Source organism: Pseudobdellovibrio sp. HCB154 (assembly GCF_046267985.1).
Taxonomy (GTDB): Bacteria; Bdellovibrionota; Bdellovibrionia; order Bdellovibrionales; family Bdellovibrionaceae; genus Pseudobdellovibrio.
Genome location: NZ_CP176530.1, coordinates 2,246,893 through 2,271,083, shown reverse-complemented (window position 1 = coordinate 2,271,083; position 24,191 = coordinate 2,246,893). Strand labels below are relative to the sequence as shown.

Below are 24,191 nucleotides of genomic sequence, written 5' to 3'. Positions count from 1 at the left end.
AATTGTGTCGTCATAGTTAGTTACTCACAGTTGTTACCAGTTTTAAGTTCGGAAAACCTGCCATAGATGCGGTATACATAATTTTACGTAAAGTCGCATAAGGAATGTTTTCGTCTGCTTGTAGTAGCACTTTTCCTGTTTTTGCCAGTTTTTCGTTGTCTGTATTTAACTTTTTAAGTTCTTCAAAAAGTGGCTTAATGAATTGGTTATCATGGGCATCTAAAGCCGCTTTATCAACCTGGTTGTCTTTAATCAAAGCTACCACTTTTTGGTCGAATTTGATTTCAGTGCCAGAAACCGATAATTTCGCACCATCTACCGGATTTTTCTCCGTTGAAGACTGCGGAAGACGGACGCCTTGTACCGGGTCAATTTGCACTTCGCCGGCAGCGAAACTTTGTAATAAAAACACTAGTAAGATCGTGAACATATCTGTCATTGACGTAATATTCAGACCGAACGATTGATTTTTCTTAATAGGAATTTCAAATCTTTTTCTTCCAGCCATAATTAACCATCCATTGTGTTGCCAAATACGATTTCAGGAAACATATACTCAGTAGTTGTTTCTTTACCTGATTTTTCGTCTTTGACAGGAAATCTTAGATCCTTTTCACGCGCTTTACGTGCTTCATCCATAACTTTTACAACATCTTTGTAGGCCACATCGCCCTCGGGCTGCATGTCGATTTTAAAAATGGCCGGATGGCTCTTTTTAAGTGCCACAAATTTAGCATGTAAAGTCGGGTAGTCGATCTGTTTTTCTTGATTTAAACCAACAACTTCAACGTGTGCTTGGCCTTTTTCAGTTAATGTGATTTTCACACCGTCTGATTTAGTTACAGTCACAGAAATTGAAGCGGCATTTGGATCAGCTTCTTGTTTTTTTACAGCATCTTGAACAACTTGTGGCAGTTCAGTTTCGATAATCATCATTTGCACGAAGGCCGATGACACTAACAGAACCGGTACAAGTTTTACCATCACCGCAAGTAACGGCGCCAAGTCCAATTCGAACTCAGCGTTGCGGTCAATTTGTAGTTTAAAACGTTTACCCATAAGGTTCTCTCCTAAAAAGCTTCTAATTAAGAAGCTTTAGATGAATGCGATGGAGGTACTTGCGCACCAGCTGGAGCGTTAGCTACGTCTGGATATACATGGTTTTTAGCAAGACCTGGGATAGAACTGCTTGTTAATGTTTCAGTTAATTTCGAGCATTTTTCTTGTAATTGCTCTAGTAACTCATTTTGACGAGAAATTAAGAACGAATAAAGAACCATGGCTGGAATCGCAACCGCAAGACCTAATGCCGTCGTATACATCGATACTGCGATACCGTTGGCTAACATTTGTTGTTTTGTTGCAGGGTCAGCTTGAGCTACTGCTTGGAACGATAAGATAAGACCGTGGATCGTACCTAATAGACCAAGTAATGTCGCCACGTTGGCTAACATTGATAAGTAGTGTAAACGTTTAGTGTAAAGAGGTACACACTCAGACATCGCGATATCTTGAGCTTGGAAAATCGTTTCATCATCACGATCAGCTTTTTCTAAGATCGTTTTGAAAGCGCGTGCTAATGGTTTATCTTCCATTTGTGCGCAAGTCACGATAGCTTCATCAACTTTTTTAGATAAAACTAGTGTGTGGATTTTACCTGTGAAGGCATCCACATTCATACCATAGTGAAAGTAAAGAGCACGTGAACGTTCTACAACTAGAGCACCCACTGCTACGCCAGTACCAAGAATCGTCCAACCGACCACTCCTGAATCCTTAATAAAACCTAAAATTTCTGTTACCATAAATCCTCCGTAAATTTTTCTTTCGTTTTAATTTCTAAAATTTAGTGCTTGGTTAATTCCAAGCGGTTATGCGGACTTTTCCGGTGCTTGTATCCAGGTCTGGATTGTCTGCACTCCCACTGGTTGAATATCGTGAAAACGTACCGCATAATAGAGGCCAGATTTTGAGTTAAGTCGCTGTTTTGAAAAGTTTTTTCTGATTACTTCGCACTCGACATTAAACGGCACTGAGTCTTTTTCATCAGACTTAACATGCAGTTTAAGACGGTCACCCACCTGGATTAAAGGCGAGTTTAAAAGGCATAAAGCACCCACTTTAGAGACTGAGACCATTTGGCCATCAAAGAATCTTTGGTGATTGTGTCCCATAATAGGAACATCAACATCTGTACGGGTGTGTTCACGTTTAAGGAAAGCATTAACAACTCCAGCCTCTGATTCGTTTTTTAAAATATTAATAAAACGATCGCGGCTGAAATCTTCTAATTGGTGAATTTGAGTCCATGAAGATAAGTGGGGAGCCCACACGTAATTGTAATCCATTAACTGGTTAGTCTGAATCATGTTGATGATAGACTTGTATTCATACGGTCCGTATTTTTGTTCGCCCATTAACACATACCAGTTATTTTCGATTTGCGCCATTTTGTTTCTTCCTTATTCTTGTTCTTTAATTTCTATTCGTTAAAAATTATTAAGTTAAATCCGGGTCAAAATTAATTGAGATCGCTGAGTTTGCACCTGGTTTGTAAGTTAAACCATTGATCGTAATTGTGTTGTCAACGGCATCATAAGACCAACCATCAGTGCTGCTTTGTGGAACCACTACGCCATCAACAACCACGCGAATTGAAGCGATGATTGGTTTTTTATCAAGCGTGTACACTGGTTTTTGCTCAGTCATGATTTGTGAACTGATATTATCTAAAGTTTGATCGAATGGGTTACAGATAGAATTTTTTGTACCACCAGTTAAATCAACTAATTGATTGTAACGAATAGCAACTTTTTGCGCACCACCGCTACCTCCGGCTAATTGGTCACGGCAAGCTTGGTCTGAAATTGAAATCGCTGATACTGAGTAGTCTTGAGAAGCTACGCCACCTGTAAAACCATCTAAGAAAGTTTTATAAGAGGCTACTGAAAATAGGTTAGGGTTCGAGTAGCTTTCATTCATTGTATATTCTGATTGAGAAAAATCTTCTTCGTCAGAAACGATAACCACAGCTAAGAAAGCATCAGGTCTGTGAAAGCCTACATTTAAGCTAGATGATAACGCCGCTTTAAAGCTTGAAAACGCGCGCTCGTCACCAGAACCAGAAGTACCTACTTTAACATTTAAAGTGAAATCGCTTTTTAAACGCGCTTCTTCGCCAGCTTGAGCTAAGTCGTAATCAGCACGGTCAATCACATACACCGCAGGATTTACGCCAGAACGAAAACGAGTTTGTTCAACATTACAAATTGAACAACCGTTAGAAACAAACTGATCACCGTAGAAAGCATCAGTTGTTGTTACCGCAATACGGAAGTCGTAACCTTTATCAATAAATTTATCGATAAACGACGGGAAGTTGTTCGCTAAACTTTGTTGTGATGTTGCCATCGAGCCTGAATTATCTACCACAAAGAGAACGTCTAATTTGCGTGGTGTGAATGTTACGTTTTGCTTAAATTGCGAATTATCAGAAAGAACTGAGAAAGAGCCGCCGCCCTTGTCACACGCTACAGCACTCATTGCTAAAGTAGCTAACATTAGTTTTTTTGCGATCTTTAGTTTCGTTTGGCTTAAGAACATTGTGTTCTCCTTACATCAAAATTATCGTCCGATGATCTGTTTTAGTTAAATCAACGAAATCAGGATAAAAGAGCCGTAAACGAACAGCGAATGAACGCGTAAGTAGTGATTTTTTCTCATGAAAAAAAATTGCCGAGCTAAAATGAGACACGCTAAATGCTGAAAAACACTGAAAAAAATAATTTTTTTAATCAAAAAAAATTTTTGATGCGTCAAATTCTTCAACAGTATATGAAGGAAACCCCACAAGTTAAAATTTAGTAAATTTCAGAGTTGGTTTTTTCGATAAAACTTTAGACAGAAAAACTAAGAATAAATTTTTGTAAAAATGAAATTCTGCAACCAGAAAGTGCGCACTTTTCCGCAAGCTAGACTTAAAACGCTGTGTTTTTTCGCCGAAAATTACAGAGTGTAAGGACGTAAATATGAAACCACTCATCATGACGCTAATATTATTTTCGCAACTTCAGCTCTGGGCGCAGGAAAAAGCCACAGTTATACTTCCGGACGCTCTCGAGAAGTACGATATTTTAGAGCATCAAACGATCATCAAAATTTTACCTGGAAAAGAAATGTACTTTCCATTTGATAAAGCCAAAAAAACGGCTGCTGTCAGTGTTAAAAATTCGATGAAGGTGATGGATGAGCAAGTCAAATTCATCTGCGGCGCCAATGTCAGATACATTGATCCTCAGAAAAAGTTAGGAAACTTCTTTTTTTCAGATAAATACAATTGGTCTTTAATCGACCGTAAATGGTTTAACCGCGAAAAAGATGGCTTTGACGAATATTCAGAGAAGTATGCGGGTAAAGATAAAAACGAAGTCGATTCAGAGTTGACTCTGAAGTGTGTAGCTGCCCTTGATCCGTGTAAGAAGTTTGATATTTTAACGGGTGAATATAAGGCTTGTCGTAATCAAACTAAGAATGCCTATGCTAAAACCCTGCATAAGATGCTTGAAGGTTTAAGTGCTAAGTTTGTGTATTACGAATCAGAAGCACAAATGAAAGAGCGACTTGCGAAACCTGCCGCTACTCCAGCTAAAAAAGCTAAATCTAAAAAATCGTCTTAAGCTAAATCTTTTTTAGCTTTTCTCCAAAGCTCTTCTTTTTGTTCCGGGGGAAGAGCAGTGAATTTATCAACGTTATTATCACAATCAGCTAACATCGCATTAAATCTTTTTTGAAAACGTAAGTTTGTACGGCGTAAAGATGATTCAGCATCAATTTTTAAATGACGAGCTAATTGCGCAGCCGAAAATAACACATCACCCATTTCATGATCTAGGGAACCGTTATCAATTTCAGCGCGGTTCATTTCAACCTCAAGTTCGGCGATTTCAGATTTTAACTGCGCTAGTACTTGGCGTGGGGTATCCCAATCAAATTTTAATTTTTCGGTCTTGCTTCCGATTTTTTCGGCCGTCGGTAGGGCTGGTAAACCTTTAGGCAGGCTAAACACCGGTTTTACTTTGCCAGCTTTTTCTTTAGCTTTAATTTCGTTCCAGTTTTTAATGACTTCCTCGGCGCCACTGACTTGAACTTCAGAAAACACATGTGGGTGACGGCGTACTAACTTTTCGCTGATGGATTTAATCACATCGTTAATATCAAAGGCTTTTCTTTCTGTGGCTAACTGGGCATGTAAAACTACCTGAAAAAGCACATCACCTAATTCTTCGCAAAATTCAGCATCATCTTGTTTTTCTAAAGCTTCAACCATCTCGAAGGTCTCTTCGATGGCATAGGGGGCTAAAGAGAGATGAGTTTGCTCTTTATCCCACGGGCAGCCATCGGGCCCACGTAAATCACGCATAAGTTGTAAAAGCGAAGAAAATTCATTGAGGTTTTTTGGAGGAATTGGCATGCTGTATTTGAAAATATGGAAGCTCTTGTTGTCAATCAGTCAAAAAACCTAACACACGCTAAAAAAATTCAAAAACATTTGGATGCGGTGATCCGTGGTTTAAGTAAAACTAAAGTGCGCAATCAAAAGCTTTTAAAATCTAAGGGTATCACTTTAGTGTTTTTAGATTCGGCGCAGATGAAAAAAATAAATAAACAGTTTCGTGGTAAAAATAAGCCAACAGATGTTTTAAGTTTTGCTCCTGTAGAGCCCGGGTCATTAGGTGAACTGCTTTTTTGTCTTGATGTGCTAAAAAAACAAGCGAAAGAGCAAGGGCACTCTTTGGAGAACGAATTTTTGTACATGCTTATTCATGGCGTTTTGCATCTATTAGGCTATGACCACGAGCTCTCTGCCAAAGAAGAAAAGCTGATGTTTCGCATTCAAGATGAGCTCTTTGAGACGTTGACAGCGTAGAAAATCACTCTAGACTAAGTGGCATGTCTATTGTCACAGAATTATCCGAAGTTAAAAAACATATTGCAGAACTTGATCAGTTTTCTGTAGAGCTTCGGGGGTATCTTTGACCTTGATCGCAAGAAAAAACGTCTCGAAGAATTAGCGATGGCGGCAGAAAATCCAGATCTTTGGACAAAACCTGCCGAAATGCAAAAATTAAATAAAGAAAAAACTTTGTTAGAAAAAGCTTTTGCGGAGTGGAATCAATTTTTCAACCGTTTAGAAGACGCCAAAGTTCTTTTAGAAATGGCCGTTGATGGTCATGACGAAAATTCATTTAAAGAAGTAAAATCAGAATTAAACGAAGTTCGTAAAATCGGCGAGCAACTAGAATTACAAAAAGTTTTAGGTGGTGAGCTTGATGCGAACAGCACTTATCTTTCGATCAACTCGGGAGCTGGTGGAACAGAAAGCTGTGACTGGGCTGAAATGCTTCTGCGTATGTACACACGCTATGCGGAACAAAACGGTTATCGCTGTGAAGTTTTAGATATGACCGAAGGTGAGGGCGCAGGGATCAAATCTTGCACGCTACTTATCTCTGGTGAATATGCTTACGGGTATTTAAAAGCTGAATCGGGAGTGCATCGTTTAGTGCGTATTTCTCCGTTTGATTCAAATGCCAGACGCCACACCTCATTTGCTTCAGTGTTTGTCTGGGCCGAAGTGGATGATGATATTCAGATCGAAGTTAAAACTGAGGATATCGAAGTAGAGACATATCGTTCATCAGGTGCCGGTGGTCAGCACGTAAATAAAACAGATTCAGCCGTGCGTATTCGCCATAAACCTTCAGGTATTGTGGTGGCTTCGCAGCAGCAACGTTCGCAAGTGCAAAACCGTGAAAAAGCGATGAAAATGCTTAAAGCGGCGCTCTATGAAAAAGAAATAGAAAAACGCAACAAAGAAAAAGACGCGATGAATTCTACGAAAAAAGCCAACGAGTGGGGTTCGCAAATCAGATCTTACGTTATGCATCCATACCAAATGGTGAAAGATCACCGCACAGGTTATAGCACAAACCAAGTTGATAAAGTGATGAACGGCGAGTTTTCTGATTTTATTATGGCGTATTTAAAAGCCCAAATTCACGGAACTCTGGGGCAAAACGCCGACGGTGATACGGATGTATAGCACCGGAGGTGATTGCCATGTTTAGAGATTTAAAATTTAAATTCTGGTTATCGGGACGCTTGTTATTTAACAAACAAATTCTATTCGGCGGATCAGCACCATTATCTTTTTTAGGTTTAGTTTTAGGTGTAGCAGCTCTTGTGGCCAGCATGTCGGTGATGCGCGGTTTTGAAAGTTCTCTTAAGCAAGCCATGATCGATGTCACCAGTGATATTCAAATTATTAAAAAAGGAAAATTAATTGAAAGTTGGGATGAGTTTTCTGCAGAAATTCAGAAAATTGACCCGAGCATTCAAAAAATAGCCAAGTTTGCTTATACCGAAGCGGTTATTGCCTCTAAGGGAAAAGTTTCAGGCGTCTTAATTCAAGGTTTTGATTTTGAGCAAGTTGGCGAAATTTTAAATTTAAATTCACGGGTGCGTGAAGGCAGTTTAAATTCAGCTCCAGGAACTGTGGCGATTGGCCAAGGTTTAGCAAAACGGTATAGTTTAAAATTAGGCGATGAAGTTTATTTAGCGGTGTCTTTAGCTACACCTTTTGAAGACGATAATTTTAAACGCCAAGCTCAGGCTTTTAAAATCGCGGCGATCTTAGATTTTGGTAAAAATGATTGGAACGAAAGATTAGTGTTATCACAGCTTCCGGATTTTCAAGGGTTAACTCAAATTGGTGATCGTTATACCGGAGCTTTTGTTAAAATTGCAGATTCAGAAAAAGCCCCCGAATTATCTCATAAAATTGAAAATGAATTAGGTTCTAGATACGCAGTTTTAAACTGGTATGAAGTGAATAAAAACTTATTCAAAGCGGTCAAATACGAAAGTGTTGTGATCTTCTTTGTGGTGTTCTTAATCGTGGTTGTAGCTGCGTTTAATATTTCGAGCACATTGTATGTGTTAATTCGCCAACGTTACCAAGATATCGCGATTTTAAAGGCTTTAGGTTCTACGCAAAGAAATATTCAAATTATCTTTGTTATGCAGGGATTATTTGTGGCTTGTCTTGGGTGTTTGTGCGGCTTTTTTGTGGGCTATTTGCTGTCGCAAGGTTTTATGTTTTTACAATCGCAGTACACTCTGATTTCAGGTTCAGTTTATAAAATTGACCGCATTGATATTCGTTTAAGTTGGATTGATTTCTTTTTTATTTTTATCGCCACAACAACAGCGTGCTTATTAGCCACTTATCCGCCGGCCCGTAAAGGTAGCCGACTAACAGTGGTTGAAGGGTTACGGGAGGACTAGATGATTCAAGTTCAAAGTTTAACTAAAAATTACATAACTGGTGCTTCACATGTTTCTGTTCTTCGCGGGGTTGATTTAAATATTCAAGCAGGTGAAGCGGTTTGTTTGCTGGGTTCATCGGGTGCGGGAAAATCTACGCTTTTGCAAATTTTAGGAACTTTAGATCGTCCCACTGAAGGCCAAGTGCTTTTTGAAGGGGCTTCTTTATTTGAAAAATCAGATGATGAGTTAGCTTTATTTCGCAACGAGACAATGGGTTTTGTGTTCCAGTTTCATCACTTAATTCATGAGCTAAGTGCTTTAGAAAACGTCATGTTGCCAGGTTTATTGGCTAAACAACCCAAAGAAGAGACCAAACAAAAAGCCTTAGAGTGGTTAGAGTTTATGGGTTTACGTGATCGTGTTGACCATTATCCGAACCAATTAAGTGGTGGAGAGCTGCAAAGAGTGGCTATTGCGAGAGCTTTAATTCGCAATCCGCGCATTTTGTTAGCAGATGAGCCTACAGGTAATTTAGATTCAGAAAATTCGGCTAAAATTCAGGGGCTATTCTTTGAGTTGCAAAAAAAGCTCGGATTGACTTTGATTGTCGTAACGCATGATCTGCAATTTGCGCAGGCGTTCTCGAAAATCTACCGCATGAAAGATGGCTATTTGACATCAAACTAAAGTCTAGCTAGCCTTTTCTGGTGTTAAATAACTTATTAAAACAACTGAACTTTTTATTCTTCATCACGACGTTCACCATGGGCATTTTTATGGTTCAGGTTGCGTCGGCGCAAGCTCCAAAAACATCGGCTGCCCAATCCAAACAAACGATCGCTGAAATCGAAGTTGTTGGTCTTAAAAAAATCGAAAAAGATGCGGTTTTAGGAAAGATCGTTTCTAAAGTTGGCGCGCAGTTCGATCCACAAAACGTAAAACAAGATATCCAAAATTTATTTGCGATGACTTATTTTATCCAGGTTGAAGTTTTAAAAGAAAACACAGCTAAAGGATTAAAATTAATCTACAAAATCGTAGAAAAACCTGTGGTGGCTGAAATCGTATTTGAAGGCCAATCAGAACTTAAAACTGAAGATCTAGAAACTCAGTCAGGCTTAAGAACTTTTGAAGTCGTTAACAACGCTAAAATTCAAACAGCGATTGATAAGTTATTAAAGTACTACGAAGAAAAAGGTTATTACCTAGTTAAGATCGAACCGGTGATTGAAGACATCACGGCGGGTGAAACTGTTCGTGTTAAATTTGTGATCACTGAAAACGATAAAGTGAAAGTTAAAAAAATCACTTTCATCGGTAACAAACAGTTAAAAGACAACCAATTAAAAGACCGTTTATTCACAAAAGAAGCGGGCTTTTTCTCGGGTATGTCAAACTCTGGTTCTTTCAAACAAGAAGCGTTTGACCAAGACATTCAAGTTTTAAAATACATCTATTGGAACCAAGGTTTTTTACAAGTTAAGATCGACCGTCCGTTAGTGACTGTAACTCCAGATAAAAAATCAATCTACATCACTTATCACATCGAAGAGGGTGAACAGTACTATGTAGGTGAAGTTGATTTTTCGGGTGATTTATTATTTCCGAAATCTGAGCTTTATGATGCGGTAAAAATCAAAGATAACGGCATCTTCTCGGTTGAAGTTATGCGTAAAGATATCACTGACCTTCAAGCGAAGTACGGTGACTTAGGTTACGCTTTTGCCAACGTTATTCCTCGTTACAACTTTCGTGATTCAGACAAAAAAGTTGATTTAGTGTTTGAATTTGAAAAAGGTAACAAAGTTTACTTCGGCGATATCATCGTTTCTGGTAACAGCAAAACGCGTGATAAAGTAGTTCGCCGCGAATTAAAAATCGAAGAGGGTGAGCTTTACAACGAAACTCGTAAACGTTTATCACAAGAAAATATCCAACGTTTAGGTTTCTTTGAAGAAGTGAACTTTAAAACAAGCACGCCTCCAGAAAAACCAGATCAGTTAAATATCGAAATCGTGGTTAAAGAACGTAACACCGGGCAAATCCAGTTAACGGCAGCTTACGGTAACACACAAGGTTTCAGTCTTGGTGGATCAATTCAGCAAAACAACTTCCGCGGTCTTGGTCAGTCTTTAGAAGCGCGTATTGATGCCTCGAAAAACCGTCAGGATTATAAATTAGGTTTAACTGACCCGTACTTCTTAGACACAAAATGGTCTTCAGGTTTTGATTTATTCTACATCGAAAATAAAGCACGTATTAACTACGACATCCGTAAAGCGGGTGGTAACTTAAGATTTGGTCACCCGGTGTACGGTGATTACACGCGTGCTTATGTGAGATACCGTTTAGATAAAACTGAGTTATTCGATAATGAAAACACTGACCCGTTGATCTTTCCATTAGATACGGCTCGCGGTGTGACATCAGCTATTCAAACAACTTTAGAATACGATTCACGTAATGACCGTGCTGAGCCGTCAAAAGGTATCTATACTGATATTAGTTATGAGCGCACAGGTTTTGGTGGCGATTTAAAATACCAAGAATTTTCAACGCGTTTTAAATTCTTTCATAACTTATTCTGGGATGTGGTGTGGAGAAATAATATTTCTTACTCAAACATCCAGCCGTTAGAAAAAGGTGGAACAGTTCCGTTCTCTGAAACTTACCAATTAGGTGGTCCATATACACTGCGCGGTTTTGGTTCATCGGGCGTAGGTAAACGTGTGTATTCAGCGTTACGTTACCAACAAATTGGAACACAAGGTTCGCCATTCTACCGCGAAGGGATTTCAGAAGCTGATCGCCAAAGGCTTTCGAACTTAATCGTCGGTGGTACAAAACAAGTCTTATTTCAAACTGAGCTTCAATTCCCACTTATTAAAGAAGCGGGTTTAAGTGGTGTAGCGTTCTACGATATCGGTCAAGCTGAAGACGAGATCGTTTCATCGAAATTTTTAAGTGACGTAGGTATTGGTTTTAGATGGAAATCACCACTAGGGATTTTACGTTTCGAGTGGGGCTGGCCAATGGAAACAGACGAGTTTAACTCAGATTCGGTGAATTTTGAGTTCTCGATCGGACCTCCGTTCTAATAATTTAAATTAATTTACAAACTTTTATTTTTTAAAGGAGATAAAAATGAAAAAAAACATGTTCACAACTATGATCGCAGCTTTAGTAATGATGTTTGCTATGTCGGCTCACGCAGAATTCAAAATGGGTTATGTAGACGTACAAGAAGTTATCAAAAATTCTAAAGCCGGTAAAAAAGCTTTCGAAGACTTAAAAAAAGACCAAGAAAAGAAAAACAAAGAATTAGAAAAGAAAAAAGCTGACGTAGAAAAAATGCGTGAAGATATCGAGAAAAAACGTTCAGTTTTATCTGAAGAAGCTTTCGGTAAAAAAGCTCAAGAACTTCAAGAAGAAATGATGAAATTCAACCAAGGTGCGCAAAAAGCTCAAGCTGAGTTAGCTAAAAAAGAAAATGATTTAGTGGCTCCAATCGTTGATAAAATCAAAAAAATCATCGAAAAAGTAGCTAAAGACAAAGGTCTTTCTATGGTTATTCAATCTAGTCAAGCAACTCCAATCGTAGTTTACGCAGCGTCTGAAGTTAACGTTACTAACGATGTATTAACTGCTTTCGACAAAGAGAAATAGTTTTAAGAATCCAAAGAGTTATTTATGAAAATTCATCCATCGTCGGTCATTTCGGCCGACGTGAAGTTAGAAGAAGATGTAGAGATCGGGCCTTACTGTAATATTCAAGGTCACGTAAAAATCGGCAAAGGCACTTTTATTGAAGGTCACTGCACGATCGGATCTCGTTACGGTATCGTTGAAATCGGTAAGAATAACCACATTCTTCCAGGCGCTGTGATCGGTGGACCTCCACAAGATATCAGTTACAAAAATGAAGCTACAAAATTAATTATCGGTGATAACAACGTTATTCGTGAATTCACAACGTTCAACTTAGCGACGTCAAAAGGCGACGGTATTACGCAAATTGGTAATAACTGCTACTTTATGGCGTACTCGCACGTAGGGCACGATTGCAAAATCGGTAACAACGTGATCGTTGCGAATAACTCGCACTTCGGTGGTCACTGTGAAGTTGAAGACAATGTAGTTATTGGTGGGGTTTGCGCCTTTAACCAATTTTCTAAAATTGGCCGTTATTCATTCGTGGCTGGTTCTTCAATCGTCAATAAAGACATTCTGCCGTTTTCACGCGCGCAAGGTAACTACGCCGTTGTTCGTGCGACAAATAAAGTAGGTCTTTTACGTAAAGGTTTTTCAAAAGAAGAAGTAGCGAATGTTCATAAAGCGATTCGTATTATTATCATGGGGTCAGGCACGGTTGATGAAGCCTTAGCGCGTATTCAAAGTGAATGTAAACCTTCAGAAAATATCGCGACTTTAGTGCATTTCGTAAAATCATCTAAACGCGGTATCGCAATTCACCGTCAGAATGCTTCTGGCGGAGGGATAGAAGAGTAATATGGCAAAGCTTAGAGGTGCAGTTATTGGTGTAGGTTATTTAGGTAACTTTCACGCCCAAAAAGTAAAAGGTTCTGAGAACGCAACATTGGTTGGTGTTTTTGACCAGTATGCACCTCAGGCTGAAAAAATCGCCGGTGAGTTAGGTGTTAAAGCTTTTAAATCGTTAGAAGAAATTCCTTCACAAGTAGATTTCGTAACGATTGCAGCAGCTACCCAAGCTCACTATGATTTAGCGGCTTTCTTTTTAAAAAATAATATTCCGACTTTAGTTGAAAAGCCGATCGCAGCCACAGCAGCGCAAGGTTACGAGCTTTCAGCTTTAGCTAAGAAAAACAATGTGATTTTTTCGGTAGGGCACATTGAACGTTTTAATCCGTCGTATAAAATCGTTAAAGATTCAGCGACGAAGACAAAATACTTTGAAATCAACCGTTTAGCTCCGTTTCGCGCCCGTGGCGCTGATGTGAGCGTGCTTCACGATCTAATGATTCACGATTTAGATTTAGTGCAGTTCTTATTTAATTCTGACATTGAGAAATTTATGGTCTATGGCCATAAGTTTATTAAAGATACGATCGATGATGTGTCTGTGCGTTTACAGTTAAAATCTGGCGTACAGGTGACAATCAATAATTCACGTTTAAATCCAACGATTGTTCGTAATTACCGTGCGGTTCAACAAGACCGTACAATTTATGTAAATACAGCTACACTTGAAGGTGAAATTTTAACGGGCGAAGCTAATGATCCATTCTATAAGACAGAAAAGTTCAACATCGAAAAAGTAGATGCTTTAAATCTTGAGATTAATCATTTTATCCGCGCGGTAAAAAAAGAAGTTCCAGTGGCGATCACAGGTGATGAAGCAAGTCTTGCCTTAGCCAATATCGAAAAGATCTTAGCGGAGATCAAATAGTGACGACGCCGAAGCCACAGATCATGATGGTGGCCGCCGAAGCTTCGAGTGCAACGTATGCACTTAAGCTTATGAAGTACTGGAAAGAAAATAATATCGATGTCGAAATCTCCGGTGTGGGCTCACAAGCCATGGAAGATTTCGGCATGCGCCGTTTAGGTAAATCTGAAGAAATGGCTGTTGTGGGTATTGCGGAAGTGATTGCGCATTACAAAGATCTCAAAGCCGTTTTTGAAAGATTAGTCGAAGAAGCTATCCGCATTAAGCCTAAGTTTTTACTTTTAATGGATTACCCAGATTTTAATTTAAAGTTAGCTAAAACTTTAAAAACAAAGCTCGGTGAACATGGGATTAAGGTATTTTATTATATTTCGCCGCAAGTATGGGCCTGGAGAAAAGGTCGTATTTTCGACATTAAAAAATACTGCGACAAAGTATTTTTACTATTTCCATTTGAAAAAGATTTCTATGAACAGCATCAAGTGCCCTATGAATTTGTCGGGCATCCGCTGTTAGAAGATCTTGACCCTAAGCTATTAGATCCACAGCAAATTGAATTAGCGCGCGGAAAATACGGTATTACTCCGAATGAACGAGTTTTAGCTTTAATGCCGGGTTCACGTAAAGGTGAAATCGAACTTAACTTCGGTGTACAACTTGAAGTGGCGCGTGCTTTGGCTAAGAAATACGATTTTTTACGGGTTATGATTTTAGTCGCTCCTACGCTAACTAAAGAATACATCACTGATTTTGTCGTTGAAAAATTAGATTACAAAATGCCGTACATCTTAGTGCAAGATGATCCAAATAAAATGATTTCGCTGGCTCATTATATTTTAGCAACATCGGGTACAGCCACATTAATGGTGGGTTTACTGCAAAAGCCAATGGTGATCATGTATCGTTTAAAATGGATCACGGGCGTTATCGGAAAACTGCTTGTTCGTGGTATTCGCTTTTTTGGTTTAGTGAATCTGATTATGGATGAAGAAGTTGTACCAGAGCGTATGCAAAGCGCTGCTGACACTGACAAGCTTATCCCATTACTTGAAAAATACATTAACGATGAGGCTTATACAAAAGCGACCATTGCAAAGCTTGCGCAATTGCAATTTAAACTGGGTGATGTTGGGGCTACTCAGCGCGTAGGTCAGGCGTTAGCTAAGTACTTATGAAATACTTAAATCCCTACCGTTTAGTTGTAGATACGAAAAATCTTTTTTATGAAAAGGGCTGGTTTAAGCCACAGGCTTTTAATATTCCGGTGATCTCGGTCGGGAATCTTACAACCGGTGGTACGGGAAAAACTCCGGTTGTCTTAGAGTTAATTTCTTTACTTAAAGATAAATCAATTCTGGTCGTTTCTAAAAGTTATAAAGCTAAACTTCCACAGCCCGCTGAAGTGACTGAAGAAAATTTAAAACACACGTTTATGTATGGCGATGAGCCGTGTTTAATCAAAAAAATGGCTCCCTTTGTTAAAGTATGGAGTGGACCACATAAGACAGACACTGTTGAATTTGCTCTGGAGTACTACCAGTTTAATAAAATTAAAATAGACGTGGTGATTGTTGACGATGCGTTTTCACACCGGACTTTAAAACGCGATTTAGACATCGTGTTGATTGATGTTTCACAGCCGATGTCGCATTACCGTTTGCTTCCGCTGGGGCATTTACGTGAAGATTTAGAAGAGGTTTTTAGATCACAATTAGTGATTTTAACAAAAACTAATAATGCTCACTCTGAAACTTTAAAGTTCTTTCAAGAATTTTTATCGGCCAAGAAACACCCATTTATCGAATCGCAGGCTATTTCAACTGTGAATACAGAGAGTAAAAAACTTTTCGTGTATTCGGCCATCGGTAACCCTGGCCAGTTAAAAGCTAACTTACAAAAATCAGGTTACATTGTTGTTAATCACTTAGAATTTTCGGATCATCATTCGTTTTCAGAATCAGAGCAAAAAGACATTTTAAAACAATGGCAAAATAAATATACCGGAAGTGTTCTGTGTGCCACTGAAAAAGACCTGGTTAAAATTACTAATTCTGAACTGCGTGCGCAAACCCGCGCGATTGAATTAAAACTTCAGTTTTCGACTCAAGATAAGGATATGTTAAATGCGAAAATTAGCCAGATTAGTAAGTAGCACTTATGCCTTTATCGTGCATTTACTTCCTTGGTGGTTTAACACACTGTTTGCCAAATTTATTGCTTGGTTGTGGGTAGATGTTTTAAATCTTCGTAGAAAAGTTGTTTATTCAAATATGGATATTGCTTTTCCGGGAACAGCAGATGAAACCAAAAAACAGTGGATGAAAAAAAGCATCTATGTATTAGCCAGAGGGATCGTCGATTTGGCGCGGGTTCCGTACGTTAGCGAAAAATGGATTAATGAAAATGTAATTTTTCATGGTTTGGAAAATCTGCCCAAGGATCAAGGTTTCTTTATTCTTACGCTGCATTTAGGGGGCGGTGATTTAGGTGCGGCTATCATGAGTGAAAAAATTGTTCCTTTAAGTCTAATTTCAAAAAGATTTAGTAACCCTTTTGCCGATGAGTTTTGGTTTTCACTACGTACCAAGTCAAAAACAGAATTTATCGATGCCCATGGTAAGAATAATGCCTTCGAGATTTTAAAAGCGCTTCGCTTAAAACGAGCCATAGTTTTTGTGCTCGATCAATTTATGGGTAAACCTTATGGCATCGAGACCGAGTTCTTCGGTAAGAAGACGGGTACCGCCTATGGTCTAGCTTTGTTTGCGCTAAAGACAAAAGCTCCAGTGTTGCCACTGTACAGTTATTGGGATGAAGCCAATAAGCTGCATATAGGTATTGATCCTGCAGTTAAAATTGACGATGTGCCGACAGACGATAAACTGGAAGCTCAACGAATTATTACGAATCGTTTTAACGCAGCCTTAGAAAGTATCATAAAACGTTGGCCGGCACAGTGGATGTGGGTGCATAGACGTTGGAAGGACTTCGAATGAGAATTATCAGCTTAGTTTTGTTATTCAGCCTTTTTAGCTGCTCGAGCAGTTTTTTAAAATACGATAAAGAAGATAAGTTTTTTAAGAACGAAGAGTTTGAACGTGAAGTTAAAATTCAAGAAGAAGCTGTCAAAGAAGAGCCTGCTAAAGTAGAGGCTGCGAAAACTGAAGCTGAAGAAAAAACGTCTGCAGTCAGTGCAACAACAGCGGTTAAAGAAATTAAAAAAACTGCGGTTAAAAAAGAAGAGCCGAAAGCTAAACCTAAAAAAGCAGATGCTAAAACAGCTGCCAAATCAACAAAACGTCAGCCTGAAATTGAAGATAACGATGGATTTGAAGGGGCTTCTCGTCGACCGCTAAAAGATCCATTTAAAGTTGGTGAAAAAGTTGTTCATGAAGTTAGCTATTTTTCAGCACAAGCTGGAACCTTAACCATGCAAGTAAAACCTTTTGCGCAGGTGAATAACCGTAAAAGCTACAATTTTTTTGTAGGCTTAGAATCAAGCCGTATTTTTTCTAGCTTTTATTCGGTCGATGATACCGTAAATACTTTTTTAGATTATGAATCACTGGTGCCGCACGTTTTAAAAATTAACATCAAAGAAACAGGCAAACTTAAACAAGCCCAGTCGTATTTTAATAATGACACTTTAACAGCCAACTACTGGGAAAAACAATACACTGAAAAAAGCGGTGAAGAAGAAAAGAAATACACTTGGGATATTTTACCTTTTTCACAAAATGCCTTCAGCGGTATTTTCTATATGCGTGTATTTAACTGGAAAGAAGGCAAACAAATTTCTTTCCGTGTGGCCGAAGATAAAAAAAATATAGTATTTACGGGAACTTTCGTCGGTAAAGAAAAATTATCAACTGAAGCCGGTGAATTTAATGCGGTTAAAATTAAAGCCAGTATCGTCTCACGCGGGGCTTTATCGCAAACGGGCGATATCTTTATCTGGCTTTCGGATGATGACCGTAAATATATTTTAAGAATCGAAGCTAAAATCAAAATCGGCACTTTAGTGTCTGAAGTGATCGAGATCGAACCAGGGTCATAATAATGTCTTATCATGTGGTCGTGCAGACGGCCTTTATCGGTGATGTATTTTTATCTATTCCTTTTTTAAAAAGGCTTAAAGCGCTGTACCCGAATGATAAAGTAATCTTTGTCGCCAAAAAAGGTGTCGCAGATTATCTGTTGAAACTAAATATTATTGACGAGCTGATTACGGTCAATAAGGGTGATAAAGCCTCTTACAACGATGCCGTTAAAAAAATTAACTCGCATGCGGTTGAAAATGTTTTCTGTTTGCACAGATCACTGCGTTCGGCGCTTTTTACCTGGAAGATTAAAGCCAAAAAGAAATTTGGTTTTTCTCAAGGGCTTAATTTTTTATTTTTTAGTGAAAGTGTAAAGTATTTAAAAGCTTTGCCAGATGCTATTCGTCAGATGGCTTTATTAGCCCCTGTTGACCCAAAGACGGCTGAAAAAATCAATGAACAGGATTGGAGTTATTTAAATTTTTCTGACCAAGAAGGAAGATTTAAACCTATTCCAGAGTTTTTCTCGATGCATGTGCCAACGCATGCGTTTAATACTCATAAAAAAATAGCGTTATTTCCGGGTTCTGTTTGGGAAACTAAAAAATGGCCGGTGAATTATTACTCTGAACTTACAGAAAAGTTATTAAATGAAGGCTATCAGGTTTACCTTATGGGAGGCCCTGATGAGGCTTCTTTATGCCAAGAAATTCAAGGTAGAAATCCAAAAGCAGAAATGCTGGCGGGTAAAATGAAGCTGGTTGATTCAATCGATTTTTTAAAGTCGTGCGATTTAATTATCGGAAACGACTCTTCACCATCGCATCTAGGGGCAAGTGTTGGAACTCCGGTGATCGCTATTTTCGGGCCGACAACCTTGAATTTGGGTTTTAGACCATGGGAAGATAAAAGCATAGTGATTGAAAACCGCAGTCTCGAATGCAGGCCGTGTGGTCTGCATGGGCATCATAAATGTCCGTTAGGGCATCACAAGTGTATGAAAGAAATTATGCCAGAGCATGTGTTTCATTCAGCAAAAAAAGTTTTAAAGGCACAATCGTGAAAACATTAATTTTTGCAGTTATTTTAAGTTTGGCTGTGAACGCCTTTGCGACAAAGCCATTGGCGAAAGAAGTTGATATCACACAGTGTAAGAGCGATAGCGACTGTGTGATCGTGCTGTACAGCCACTGCTGTGGATCGACGAAAAAAGCGATTAATAAAAAGTTTTTAGATCTTTATAAAAAAACGAAGCCTTGGCAAAAATTTGATGATCCGCAAACTTGTGCGGTGGCTGGGGCTTGTATGTCAGATGCAAAAGTAAAAGAAGCTCAATGCGAAGCCGGGCAGTGCCAGCTTCGCTTTCCTAACTGATTTAAGAAAAATCTTTAACGTTGATATTGTACTTACGAATCTTACGTAGCAGCGTATTTTTCGGAATATTTGCCTGAGCCACAGTTTGGTTGATCTTACCTTTGTTCGCTTTAAGCGCGCTGATGATAAAATCTTTTTCGGCCTGCTCTTTAAATAATTCGAAATCTAAAGCACCACCAGCGGCAGGAGCTTCGGTTTTTACTCCACCAACTGCAGTTGTTATCGCAGCGGCAGGTTTTGCTCCAGCGGCGTTGCGGATATTTTCCGGTAAGCTTGCTGTTGTCATCACTTGGCTGGATTCAACGATAAACGCGCGTTCAATCACGTTTTCTAATTCACGGATGTTACCTGGCCAACGGTAAGTTTTCATTAAATCTAAAACATCTGGAGCGATGCTGTGAATTTGTTTGGCGTGTGATTTTGAGAATTTTTCTAAGAAGTTTAACGCTAACTCAGGAATATCATCAGAACGCTCACGTAATGGTGGTAAGAAGATCGGCATCACATTTAAACGATAGAATAAATCTTCACGGAATTCTTGGTCTTCCATCATTTTTTCTAAGTTTCTATTCGTGGCCGCAATAATACGCGCGTTCGTTTTAACTTCGCGATTTGAACCCACCGGAGTAAATTTCTTTTCTTGCAGAGCGCGAAGTAACTTCACCTGCATTTCAGGTTTTAGTTCAGCGATCTCGTCTAAGAACAATGTGCCGTTATTGGCTAATTGAAATTTACCGATTTTACGCTCGATAGCACCTGTGAAAGCGCCTTTTTCGTGACCGAATAATTCTGACTCCATTAAATGTTCAGGAATCGCACCACAGTTAATCGCCACAAAGGCGCCTGATTTACGAGGAGAGTTGAAGTGAATAGCTTTAGCTACTAACTCTTTACCAGTTCCGTTTTCGCCACGAATAAGAACTGTCGTATCTACTTTGCAAAGTTTGTAGATTAAGTTGAACACTTCTTTCATTTTTGTGTTTTGGCCAACGATTTCACTTTCGATATCGTCGTCAAAAATCGGGTTAGAAGCTGATAACTCAGTGATCATGTCATGGGCTTCGATACTTTTACGAACGATGGCCGTTAATTTTTCAGGGCTTACTGGCTTTTCAACATAATCGTAAGCGCCATCTTTAATCGCGACAACGGCGTCATTTAAGTTTGAGTGTGCCGTCATGATCACCACGAAAGTGCGTGGATCGTGTTCTTTGATTTGGCGTAAAGCTTCAAGGCCATCAACCTCAGGCATTCTTACGTCCATTAAAATTAGATCCCAGAATTCTTTTTTAGCTAAATCAATAGCTTCGCGGCCATTCGACGCTTCAGTGATATTAAAAGTCACATCAGGAATAGAGTTCTGCAAAATACTCGCAACTGATTTGCGTAGTTCTTGTTCATCATCAACGATAAGTGTGTTCAGTTTCATAACTTGTTCCCTGTCGCGCTTAAAGCCGCGAGCCCTTTATCAATAAAAATTATAGTACCGGATCAATCGGCAGTCGAACATAAAACGTCGTTCCTTTGCCAACTTCTGAGTTTAACGTAATATTTCCGCCGTGCAGTTCAATAAAGTATTTAACCAGGTATAAACCAAGGCCGGTTCCTTTAGTTTTTTGATCCTGATTTTTACCACGCACAAACTTTTTCCAGATGTGTAATTGGTCCTCACCCGCGATTCCTTCGCCAGTATCCTGAATTTCAATCAGAATTTCGGTGTCGGTTTCTTTTGTGCGGATAAAGACCTGACCGTTGGCCGATGTGTATTTAATCGCATTTTCAACCAGATTTAAAAACACTTCGGTCATAAGGGTTACGTCAAACTCGATCAAAAACATCGGTTCTAATGTCAGGTCAATATTTACGTTTTTAGTTTTAGCTACGGGCTTAAGGCGCTCGACAACGTTTTCGATCACTTCGTTTAAGTCAGCCACTTCTTTTAAAATTTGAAAATCACGTGATTCAACACGAAGAACTTTTAAGATCGACTGGATGTAACGGTTTAATTCTTCTGAATAAATTTTTAAATTTCCAAAATCTTCGTGCATGTGATCTGGAATATTTTTTTCAGCATCTAAACGGTCAACGACAGCCTGGATTTTGGCAATCGGTGTTTTTAAATCATGCGAAATTAGACTGATGAAGTTATTTTTTAACTGCTCTAGATCAGACAAGTAACGCTGTTCTTGCTGAAGTTCAGCATGCGCTTTTTCAATGCGTAGGGCGTGATAGCCGATATATAAAACCCAGATTAAAATTAATAACACCAGCGGACTAACTAACGGAATCCAAAGATTGAAAGTATCAAAGACCCAAATTGAAAACGCTGACCAGATTGTTCCGATCCAGAAAAAGATAAATAACGAAACGGCTTGCGGAAAGTGGGTGATTACAAGTACGGCAATAATCGTTAATACTAAAAGCATGAGCGAGTTAATCCAGGTGTAACCTTTTTTAATAAAGCGCTTTTCTAAAACGTTGTCAGTCACCTGAGCCCAGAACTCATGTTTAGGCATAGCTCCAAGTGGTGTAAGAACCTGTGAGTTGATCGTTCTTTCTGTGCCGATAAAAACTAATTTATCTTTGAAAAAATCTTTTGGCAGATCGCCACGTAAAACTTTTTGTAAGCCCACAGTTTTAAAACGGTGAAGTCCGCGGTAGTTGATTACCGAAAGTGAGTCTTTACTTCTACGTGTGCTGTCTACGATGGCATGAGAGATGTCTTGTAAAAAGCCACGGCTATCTTGAAGGCGGCGCACGATGCCGTCTTCATCGCGAAGCACTTCGATGTGAGCAATGTTGGAACGGTCGGGCAGTGTTGCAAACGGAAGTGACATGTTTTCTAAAAGGCTGGTGTTGGTAGCCCAGGTAATTTTCGGATCTTTGAAAACGATAATCTCTTGAGAATTTAAACGCGTCACACCGATGTTTTCGCCAAAGAATAACGTCACCCCCACAGCTTGTGGTTTTTGATTTAAAATTTGCGAAAGCATTTGAAACCAAATTTTTTGATCCCAAAAGAAGCTATCGGTCACATCTTGGGATTCGTTCATGTTCACGATCGAGTTGGTCTTAAGGTCAAAGATCTTAACAAAGTCGCTGGGCTTAATTGTGACTAAAACAATCTCTTTGGTTACGGGCTGGGCCCCGCGAATTTTAAACCGACTATCGTACAGGTCGACTTCATCAAACTTTAAAAGAACGATAGAAAATAGCCAGCAAAGCAAAGCTCTGCTCCAAAAGCCTTTCTTGCTATTTGTCCATTTTAACCAATTGAGTATATTGTCTTTCACGCGTTGCAAAACTAGCACGATTTAGATTATATTTAAACCATGAAATGGATTCGTACCGTTGACCAATCACTCCCTCATTTGACCGGCTCGGTTTTGACCGTCGGAAACTTCGATGGTGTGCACTTGGGACATCAGAAACTCTTAAAAGAGCTCGTTTTTCAGGGTAAAGAGTACAATGTACCCTCTGTAGTTTGTACTTTTAAGCCGCACCCCCGTGTTTTGCTAAACCCGGGAACTCCGGTTCATCGACTTTTTGACTACAAAGACCAGGCTGAACGCATGGAGGCTCTGGGGGTTGATTTTCTTATTGAGGAAAAATTTACAAAAGATTTCTCTCTTATGCAGGCTGATGAATTTTTGGATCTGTATATCAACCGCTATTTTAAGCCTAAACACATTGTCGTAGGCTATGATTTTAACTTCGGAAAAGACCGTTCGGGCGGTATCGATTTCTTACGTGACTATTGTCACAAAAACCAAATTGGCTTAACAGTTGTTAGCGCTTTAGAAGAAAACGGGCAGGTGGTTTCGTCGTCTGTGATTCGTAAACTTTTAGAGCATGGAAATTTAGAACAAGCCGAGAAATTTTTGGGCCGCAAATATTATATTCGCGGACCGGTGCGTGTTGGTTTTAAACGTGGTCGCCAGCTAGGTGTACCGACAGCCAACGTGAGCCCTGATATTGATTTTATTCCTCGTAAAGGTGTTTATTTTTCAACGGTTTATTGGAACGATAAAATTTTTAAATCAATCACCAATATCGGTTATAATCCGACTTTTGAAAGCACAAACTCTTACTTAAAAGTTGAAACTCATATTTTTGATTTCAACCAAGAAATTTACGGCGAGCAAATTAAAGTGGAACTTCAGCATTTTCACCGTGATGAAATGAAATTCTCAAGCGTAGATGCATTGAAGCACCAAATTTATAATGATATCTCTGAGGCGAGAAAGTTTTTTCAGCTATGAAAATTTACCGCTCGATTGACTTAGGTGCCGCTGAACTGAGTGAAAAACTAAATGCTCCGGATATCCAGATTCATTTCGAGCCAATGAGTGATGAAGAACTTTTTCACTCTGATTTTGACCTGATTGAACTTTCAGAACAACAAGGACAATCGATTCTTTCTGGGACTACGGTATTAGACTGGCAGATTCAGTCAACGAAAGCGGTTGATGCTTTTGCTAGAGACCTTAAAGGTTTTAAGCCGATTCAATTAAGTTCGATGGCTTTCGGTAGTTTTTTAGAATCAAAACATATCACACTGGATATAGCTAAAAACGCGGTTTTAGTGGGCGGTTATTCGTTTTTAATTACCTATGCTGTGGCTTTAGCAAAACTTGGTTTTAATAAAATTTATTTAATTTCTCCGAATAATATTTCGTACCAGGAGCAGATCGAAAGTGCGCAAAAACATTTGTTTAATGTGCAGATACAGCAGTTAACATTAGATGAAATGTCTGATGTGGCTGAACTTGCAAGCTTACTAGTGATTGATTTTGATTTGAATGAGTTTCCCGAGCTGGTGCAAACTTTAACTTACTTTAATTTTTTGGCTGAAAATGCGATCTTTTTTGATTCGCAAAATTACCTGAATGATACTCTGTCAACTGAAGCTGAAAAGGCCTCGCTAAGGGTGTTGGATTCCGTCGAATTTCATTTACACAAATATCGATTTTTTCAAAAAAATCATAAATAACCGTTCCTAGGTCCAGTTACAAAAAATG

The 24,191-nt window shown here is 39.0% G+C and carries 25 protein-coding genes; 17 read left to right on the top strand and 8 right to left on the bottom strand.

Annotated features, from left to right (window positions below; all coding sequences use genetic code 11):
* Nucleotides 1-16 precede the first annotated feature (16 nt).
* From ACKWCF_RS11015 to ACKWCF_RS10995, 5 genes are all read right to left on the bottom strand, one after another.
* A complete protein-coding gene (locus tag ACKWCF_RS11015; RefSeq protein WP_409477641.1) occupies nucleotides 17-508 on the bottom strand; it encodes an ExbD/TolR family protein in 492 nt (163 codons plus the stop codon).
* 2 nt (nucleotides 509-510) lie between these two features.
* Nucleotides 511-1,059: an ExbD/TolR family protein gene (locus ACKWCF_RS11010; RefSeq protein ID WP_409477640.1), complete on the bottom strand. Its 549-nt coding sequence runs from the start codon at nucleotides 1,057-1,059 to the stop codon at nucleotides 511-513.
* Between the two features lie 26 nt (nucleotides 1,060-1,085).
* On the bottom strand, nucleotides 1,086-1,805 hold the full coding sequence (locus tag ACKWCF_RS11005) for a MotA/TolQ/ExbB proton channel family protein (RefSeq protein ID WP_409477639.1): 720 nt from the start codon (nucleotides 1,803-1,805) through the stop codon (nucleotides 1,086-1,088).
* A gap of 66 nt (nucleotides 1,806-1,871) precedes the next feature.
* Nucleotides 1,872-2,450 (bottom strand): PilZ domain-containing protein, encoded by a 579-nt coding sequence (locus ACKWCF_RS11000; RefSeq protein ID WP_409477638.1) that lies wholly within the window; start codon nucleotides 2,448-2,450, stop codon nucleotides 1,872-1,874.
* Between the two features lie 49 nt (nucleotides 2,451-2,499).
* Nucleotides 2,500-3,603 (bottom strand): hypothetical protein, encoded by a 1,104-nt coding sequence (locus ACKWCF_RS10995; protein ID WP_409477637.1) that lies wholly within the window; start codon nucleotides 3,601-3,603, stop codon nucleotides 2,500-2,502.
* Nucleotides 3,604-4,028: 425 nt separating this feature from the next.
* On the opposite strand from ACKWCF_RS10995, the gene ACKWCF_RS10990 reads away from it, so the two are divergent.
* On the top strand, nucleotides 4,029-4,676 hold the full coding sequence (locus ACKWCF_RS10990; protein WP_409477636.1) for a hypothetical protein: 648 nt from the start codon (nucleotides 4,029-4,031) through the stop codon (nucleotides 4,674-4,676).
* Here the strand turns inward: ACKWCF_RS10990 and mazG are convergent.
* A complete protein-coding gene (gene mazG / locus ACKWCF_RS10985; RefSeq protein ID WP_409477635.1) occupies nucleotides 4,673-5,470 on the bottom strand; it encodes a nucleoside triphosphate pyrophosphohydrolase in 798 nt (265 codons plus the stop codon). The two genes, ACKWCF_RS10990 and mazG, sit on opposite strands and share 4 nt — an antisense overlap.
* Nucleotides 5,471-5,485: 15 nt before the next feature.
* Here mazG and ybeY point away from each other — a divergent pair, with 15 nt between their 5' ends.
* The 14 genes from ybeY (at nucleotide 5,486) to ACKWCF_RS10915 (ending at nucleotide 19,170) form a co-directional block, all read left to right on the top strand.
* On the top strand, nucleotides 5,486-5,926 hold the full coding sequence (gene ybeY, locus ACKWCF_RS10980) for an rRNA maturation RNase YbeY (RefSeq protein ID WP_409477634.1): 441 nt from the start codon (nucleotides 5,486-5,488) through the stop codon (nucleotides 5,924-5,926).
* Between the two features lie 23 nt (nucleotides 5,927-5,949).
* Nucleotides 5,950-7,102, top strand: a protein-coding gene (gene prfB, locus ACKWCF_RS10975) for a peptide chain release factor 2 (protein ID WP_409477633.1) whose coding sequence is annotated in 2 segments (ribosomal slippage) — nucleotides 5,950-6,030 and nucleotides 6,032-7,102 — 1,152 coding nt in all. Because the reading frame shifts where the segments join, the coding sequence is not laid out codon by codon here.
* A 17-nt stretch (nucleotides 7,103-7,119) separates the two neighbouring features.
* Nucleotides 7,120-8,346, top strand: coding sequence for an FtsX-like permease family protein (locus ACKWCF_RS10970; RefSeq protein ID WP_409477632.1), 1,227 nt, complete (start codon nucleotides 7,120-7,122; stop codon nucleotides 8,344-8,346).
* Entirely contained in the window at nucleotides 8,347-9,015 is a 669-nt protein-coding gene (locus tag ACKWCF_RS10965) for an ABC transporter ATP-binding protein (protein WP_409477631.1), read from the top strand.
* A gap of 20 nt (nucleotides 9,016-9,035) precedes the next feature.
* Nucleotides 9,036-11,426, top strand: a complete 2,391-nt coding sequence (gene bamA, locus ACKWCF_RS10960; RefSeq protein ID WP_409477630.1) for an outer membrane protein assembly factor BamA — start codon at nucleotides 9,036-9,038, stop codon at nucleotides 11,424-11,426.
* A gap of 46 nt (nucleotides 11,427-11,472) precedes the next feature.
* Nucleotides 11,473-11,994 carry an OmpH family outer membrane protein gene (locus ACKWCF_RS10955; RefSeq protein ID WP_409477629.1) on the top strand — a complete coding sequence of 174 codons (522 nt, stop codon included), beginning with the start codon at nucleotides 11,473-11,475 and terminating at the stop codon, nucleotides 11,992-11,994.
* 24 nt (nucleotides 11,995-12,018) lie between these two features.
* On the top strand, nucleotides 12,019-12,837 hold the full coding sequence (gene lpxA, locus ACKWCF_RS10950) for an acyl-ACP--UDP-N-acetylglucosamine O-acyltransferase (protein WP_409477628.1): 819 nt from the start codon (nucleotides 12,019-12,021) through the stop codon (nucleotides 12,835-12,837).
* A gap of 1 nt (nucleotide 12,838) precedes the next feature.
* Nucleotides 12,839-13,756 (top strand): Gfo/Idh/MocA family oxidoreductase, encoded by a 918-nt coding sequence (locus tag ACKWCF_RS10945; protein WP_409477627.1) that lies wholly within the window; start codon nucleotides 12,839-12,841, stop codon nucleotides 13,754-13,756.
* Nucleotides 13,756-14,931, top strand: a complete 1,176-nt coding sequence (lpxB, locus tag ACKWCF_RS10940; protein WP_409477626.1) for a lipid-A-disaccharide synthase — start codon at nucleotides 13,756-13,758, stop codon at nucleotides 14,929-14,931. The genes ACKWCF_RS10945 and lpxB overlap by 1 nt, the downstream gene beginning before the upstream one ends.
* Nucleotides 14,928-15,908, top strand: a complete 981-nt coding sequence (lpxK, locus tag ACKWCF_RS10935; RefSeq protein ID WP_409477625.1) for a tetraacyldisaccharide 4'-kinase — start codon at nucleotides 14,928-14,930, stop codon at nucleotides 15,906-15,908. Before lpxB ends, lpxK begins: the two co-directional genes overlap by 4 nt.
* A complete protein-coding gene (locus ACKWCF_RS10930) occupies nucleotides 15,880-16,752 on the top strand; it encodes a lysophospholipid acyltransferase family protein (protein ID WP_409477624.1) in 873 nt (290 codons plus the stop codon). The genes lpxK and ACKWCF_RS10930 overlap by 29 nt, the downstream gene beginning before the upstream one ends.
* Entirely contained in the window at nucleotides 16,749-17,813 is a 1,065-nt protein-coding gene (locus tag ACKWCF_RS10925; RefSeq protein WP_409477623.1) for a DUF3108 domain-containing protein, read from the top strand. Before ACKWCF_RS10930 ends, ACKWCF_RS10925 begins: the two co-directional genes overlap by 4 nt.
* A gap of 2 nt (nucleotides 17,814-17,815) precedes the next feature.
* Nucleotides 17,816-18,859 (top strand): glycosyltransferase family 9 protein, encoded by a 1,044-nt coding sequence (locus tag ACKWCF_RS10920; RefSeq protein WP_409477622.1) that lies wholly within the window; start codon nucleotides 17,816-17,818, stop codon nucleotides 18,857-18,859.
* Nucleotides 18,856-19,170, top strand: a complete 315-nt coding sequence (locus tag ACKWCF_RS10915; RefSeq protein ID WP_409477621.1) for a hypothetical protein — start codon at nucleotides 18,856-18,858, stop codon at nucleotides 19,168-19,170. Before ACKWCF_RS10920 ends, ACKWCF_RS10915 begins: the two co-directional genes overlap by 4 nt.
* A gap of 1 nt (nucleotide 19,171) precedes the next feature.
* On the opposite strand, the gene ACKWCF_RS10910 is transcribed toward ACKWCF_RS10915, so the two are convergent.
* Nucleotides 19,172-20,599 carry a sigma-54-dependent transcriptional regulator gene (locus ACKWCF_RS10910; RefSeq protein WP_409477620.1) on the bottom strand — a complete coding sequence of 476 codons (1,428 nt, stop codon included), beginning with the start codon at nucleotides 20,597-20,599 and terminating at the stop codon, nucleotides 19,172-19,174.
* 49 nt (nucleotides 20,600-20,648) lie between these two features.
* Nucleotides 20,649-22,463: an ATP-binding protein gene (locus tag ACKWCF_RS10905; RefSeq protein ID WP_409477619.1), complete on the bottom strand. Its 1,815-nt coding sequence runs from the start codon at nucleotides 22,461-22,463 to the stop codon at nucleotides 20,649-20,651.
* Nucleotides 22,464-22,502: 39 nt separating this feature from the next.
* On the opposite strand from ACKWCF_RS10905, the gene ACKWCF_RS10900 reads away from it, so the two are divergent.
* Together ACKWCF_RS10900 and ACKWCF_RS10895 are read left to right on the top strand one after the other, a co-directional pair.
* Entirely contained in the window at nucleotides 22,503-23,432 is a 930-nt protein-coding gene (locus tag ACKWCF_RS10900) for a bifunctional riboflavin kinase/FAD synthetase (protein WP_409477618.1), read from the top strand.
* A complete protein-coding gene (locus ACKWCF_RS10895) occupies nucleotides 23,429-24,163 on the top strand; it encodes a hypothetical protein (RefSeq protein WP_409477617.1) in 735 nt (244 codons plus the stop codon). The genes ACKWCF_RS10900 and ACKWCF_RS10895 overlap by 4 nt, the downstream gene beginning before the upstream one ends.
* Nucleotides 24,164-24,191: the final 28 nt, after the last annotated feature.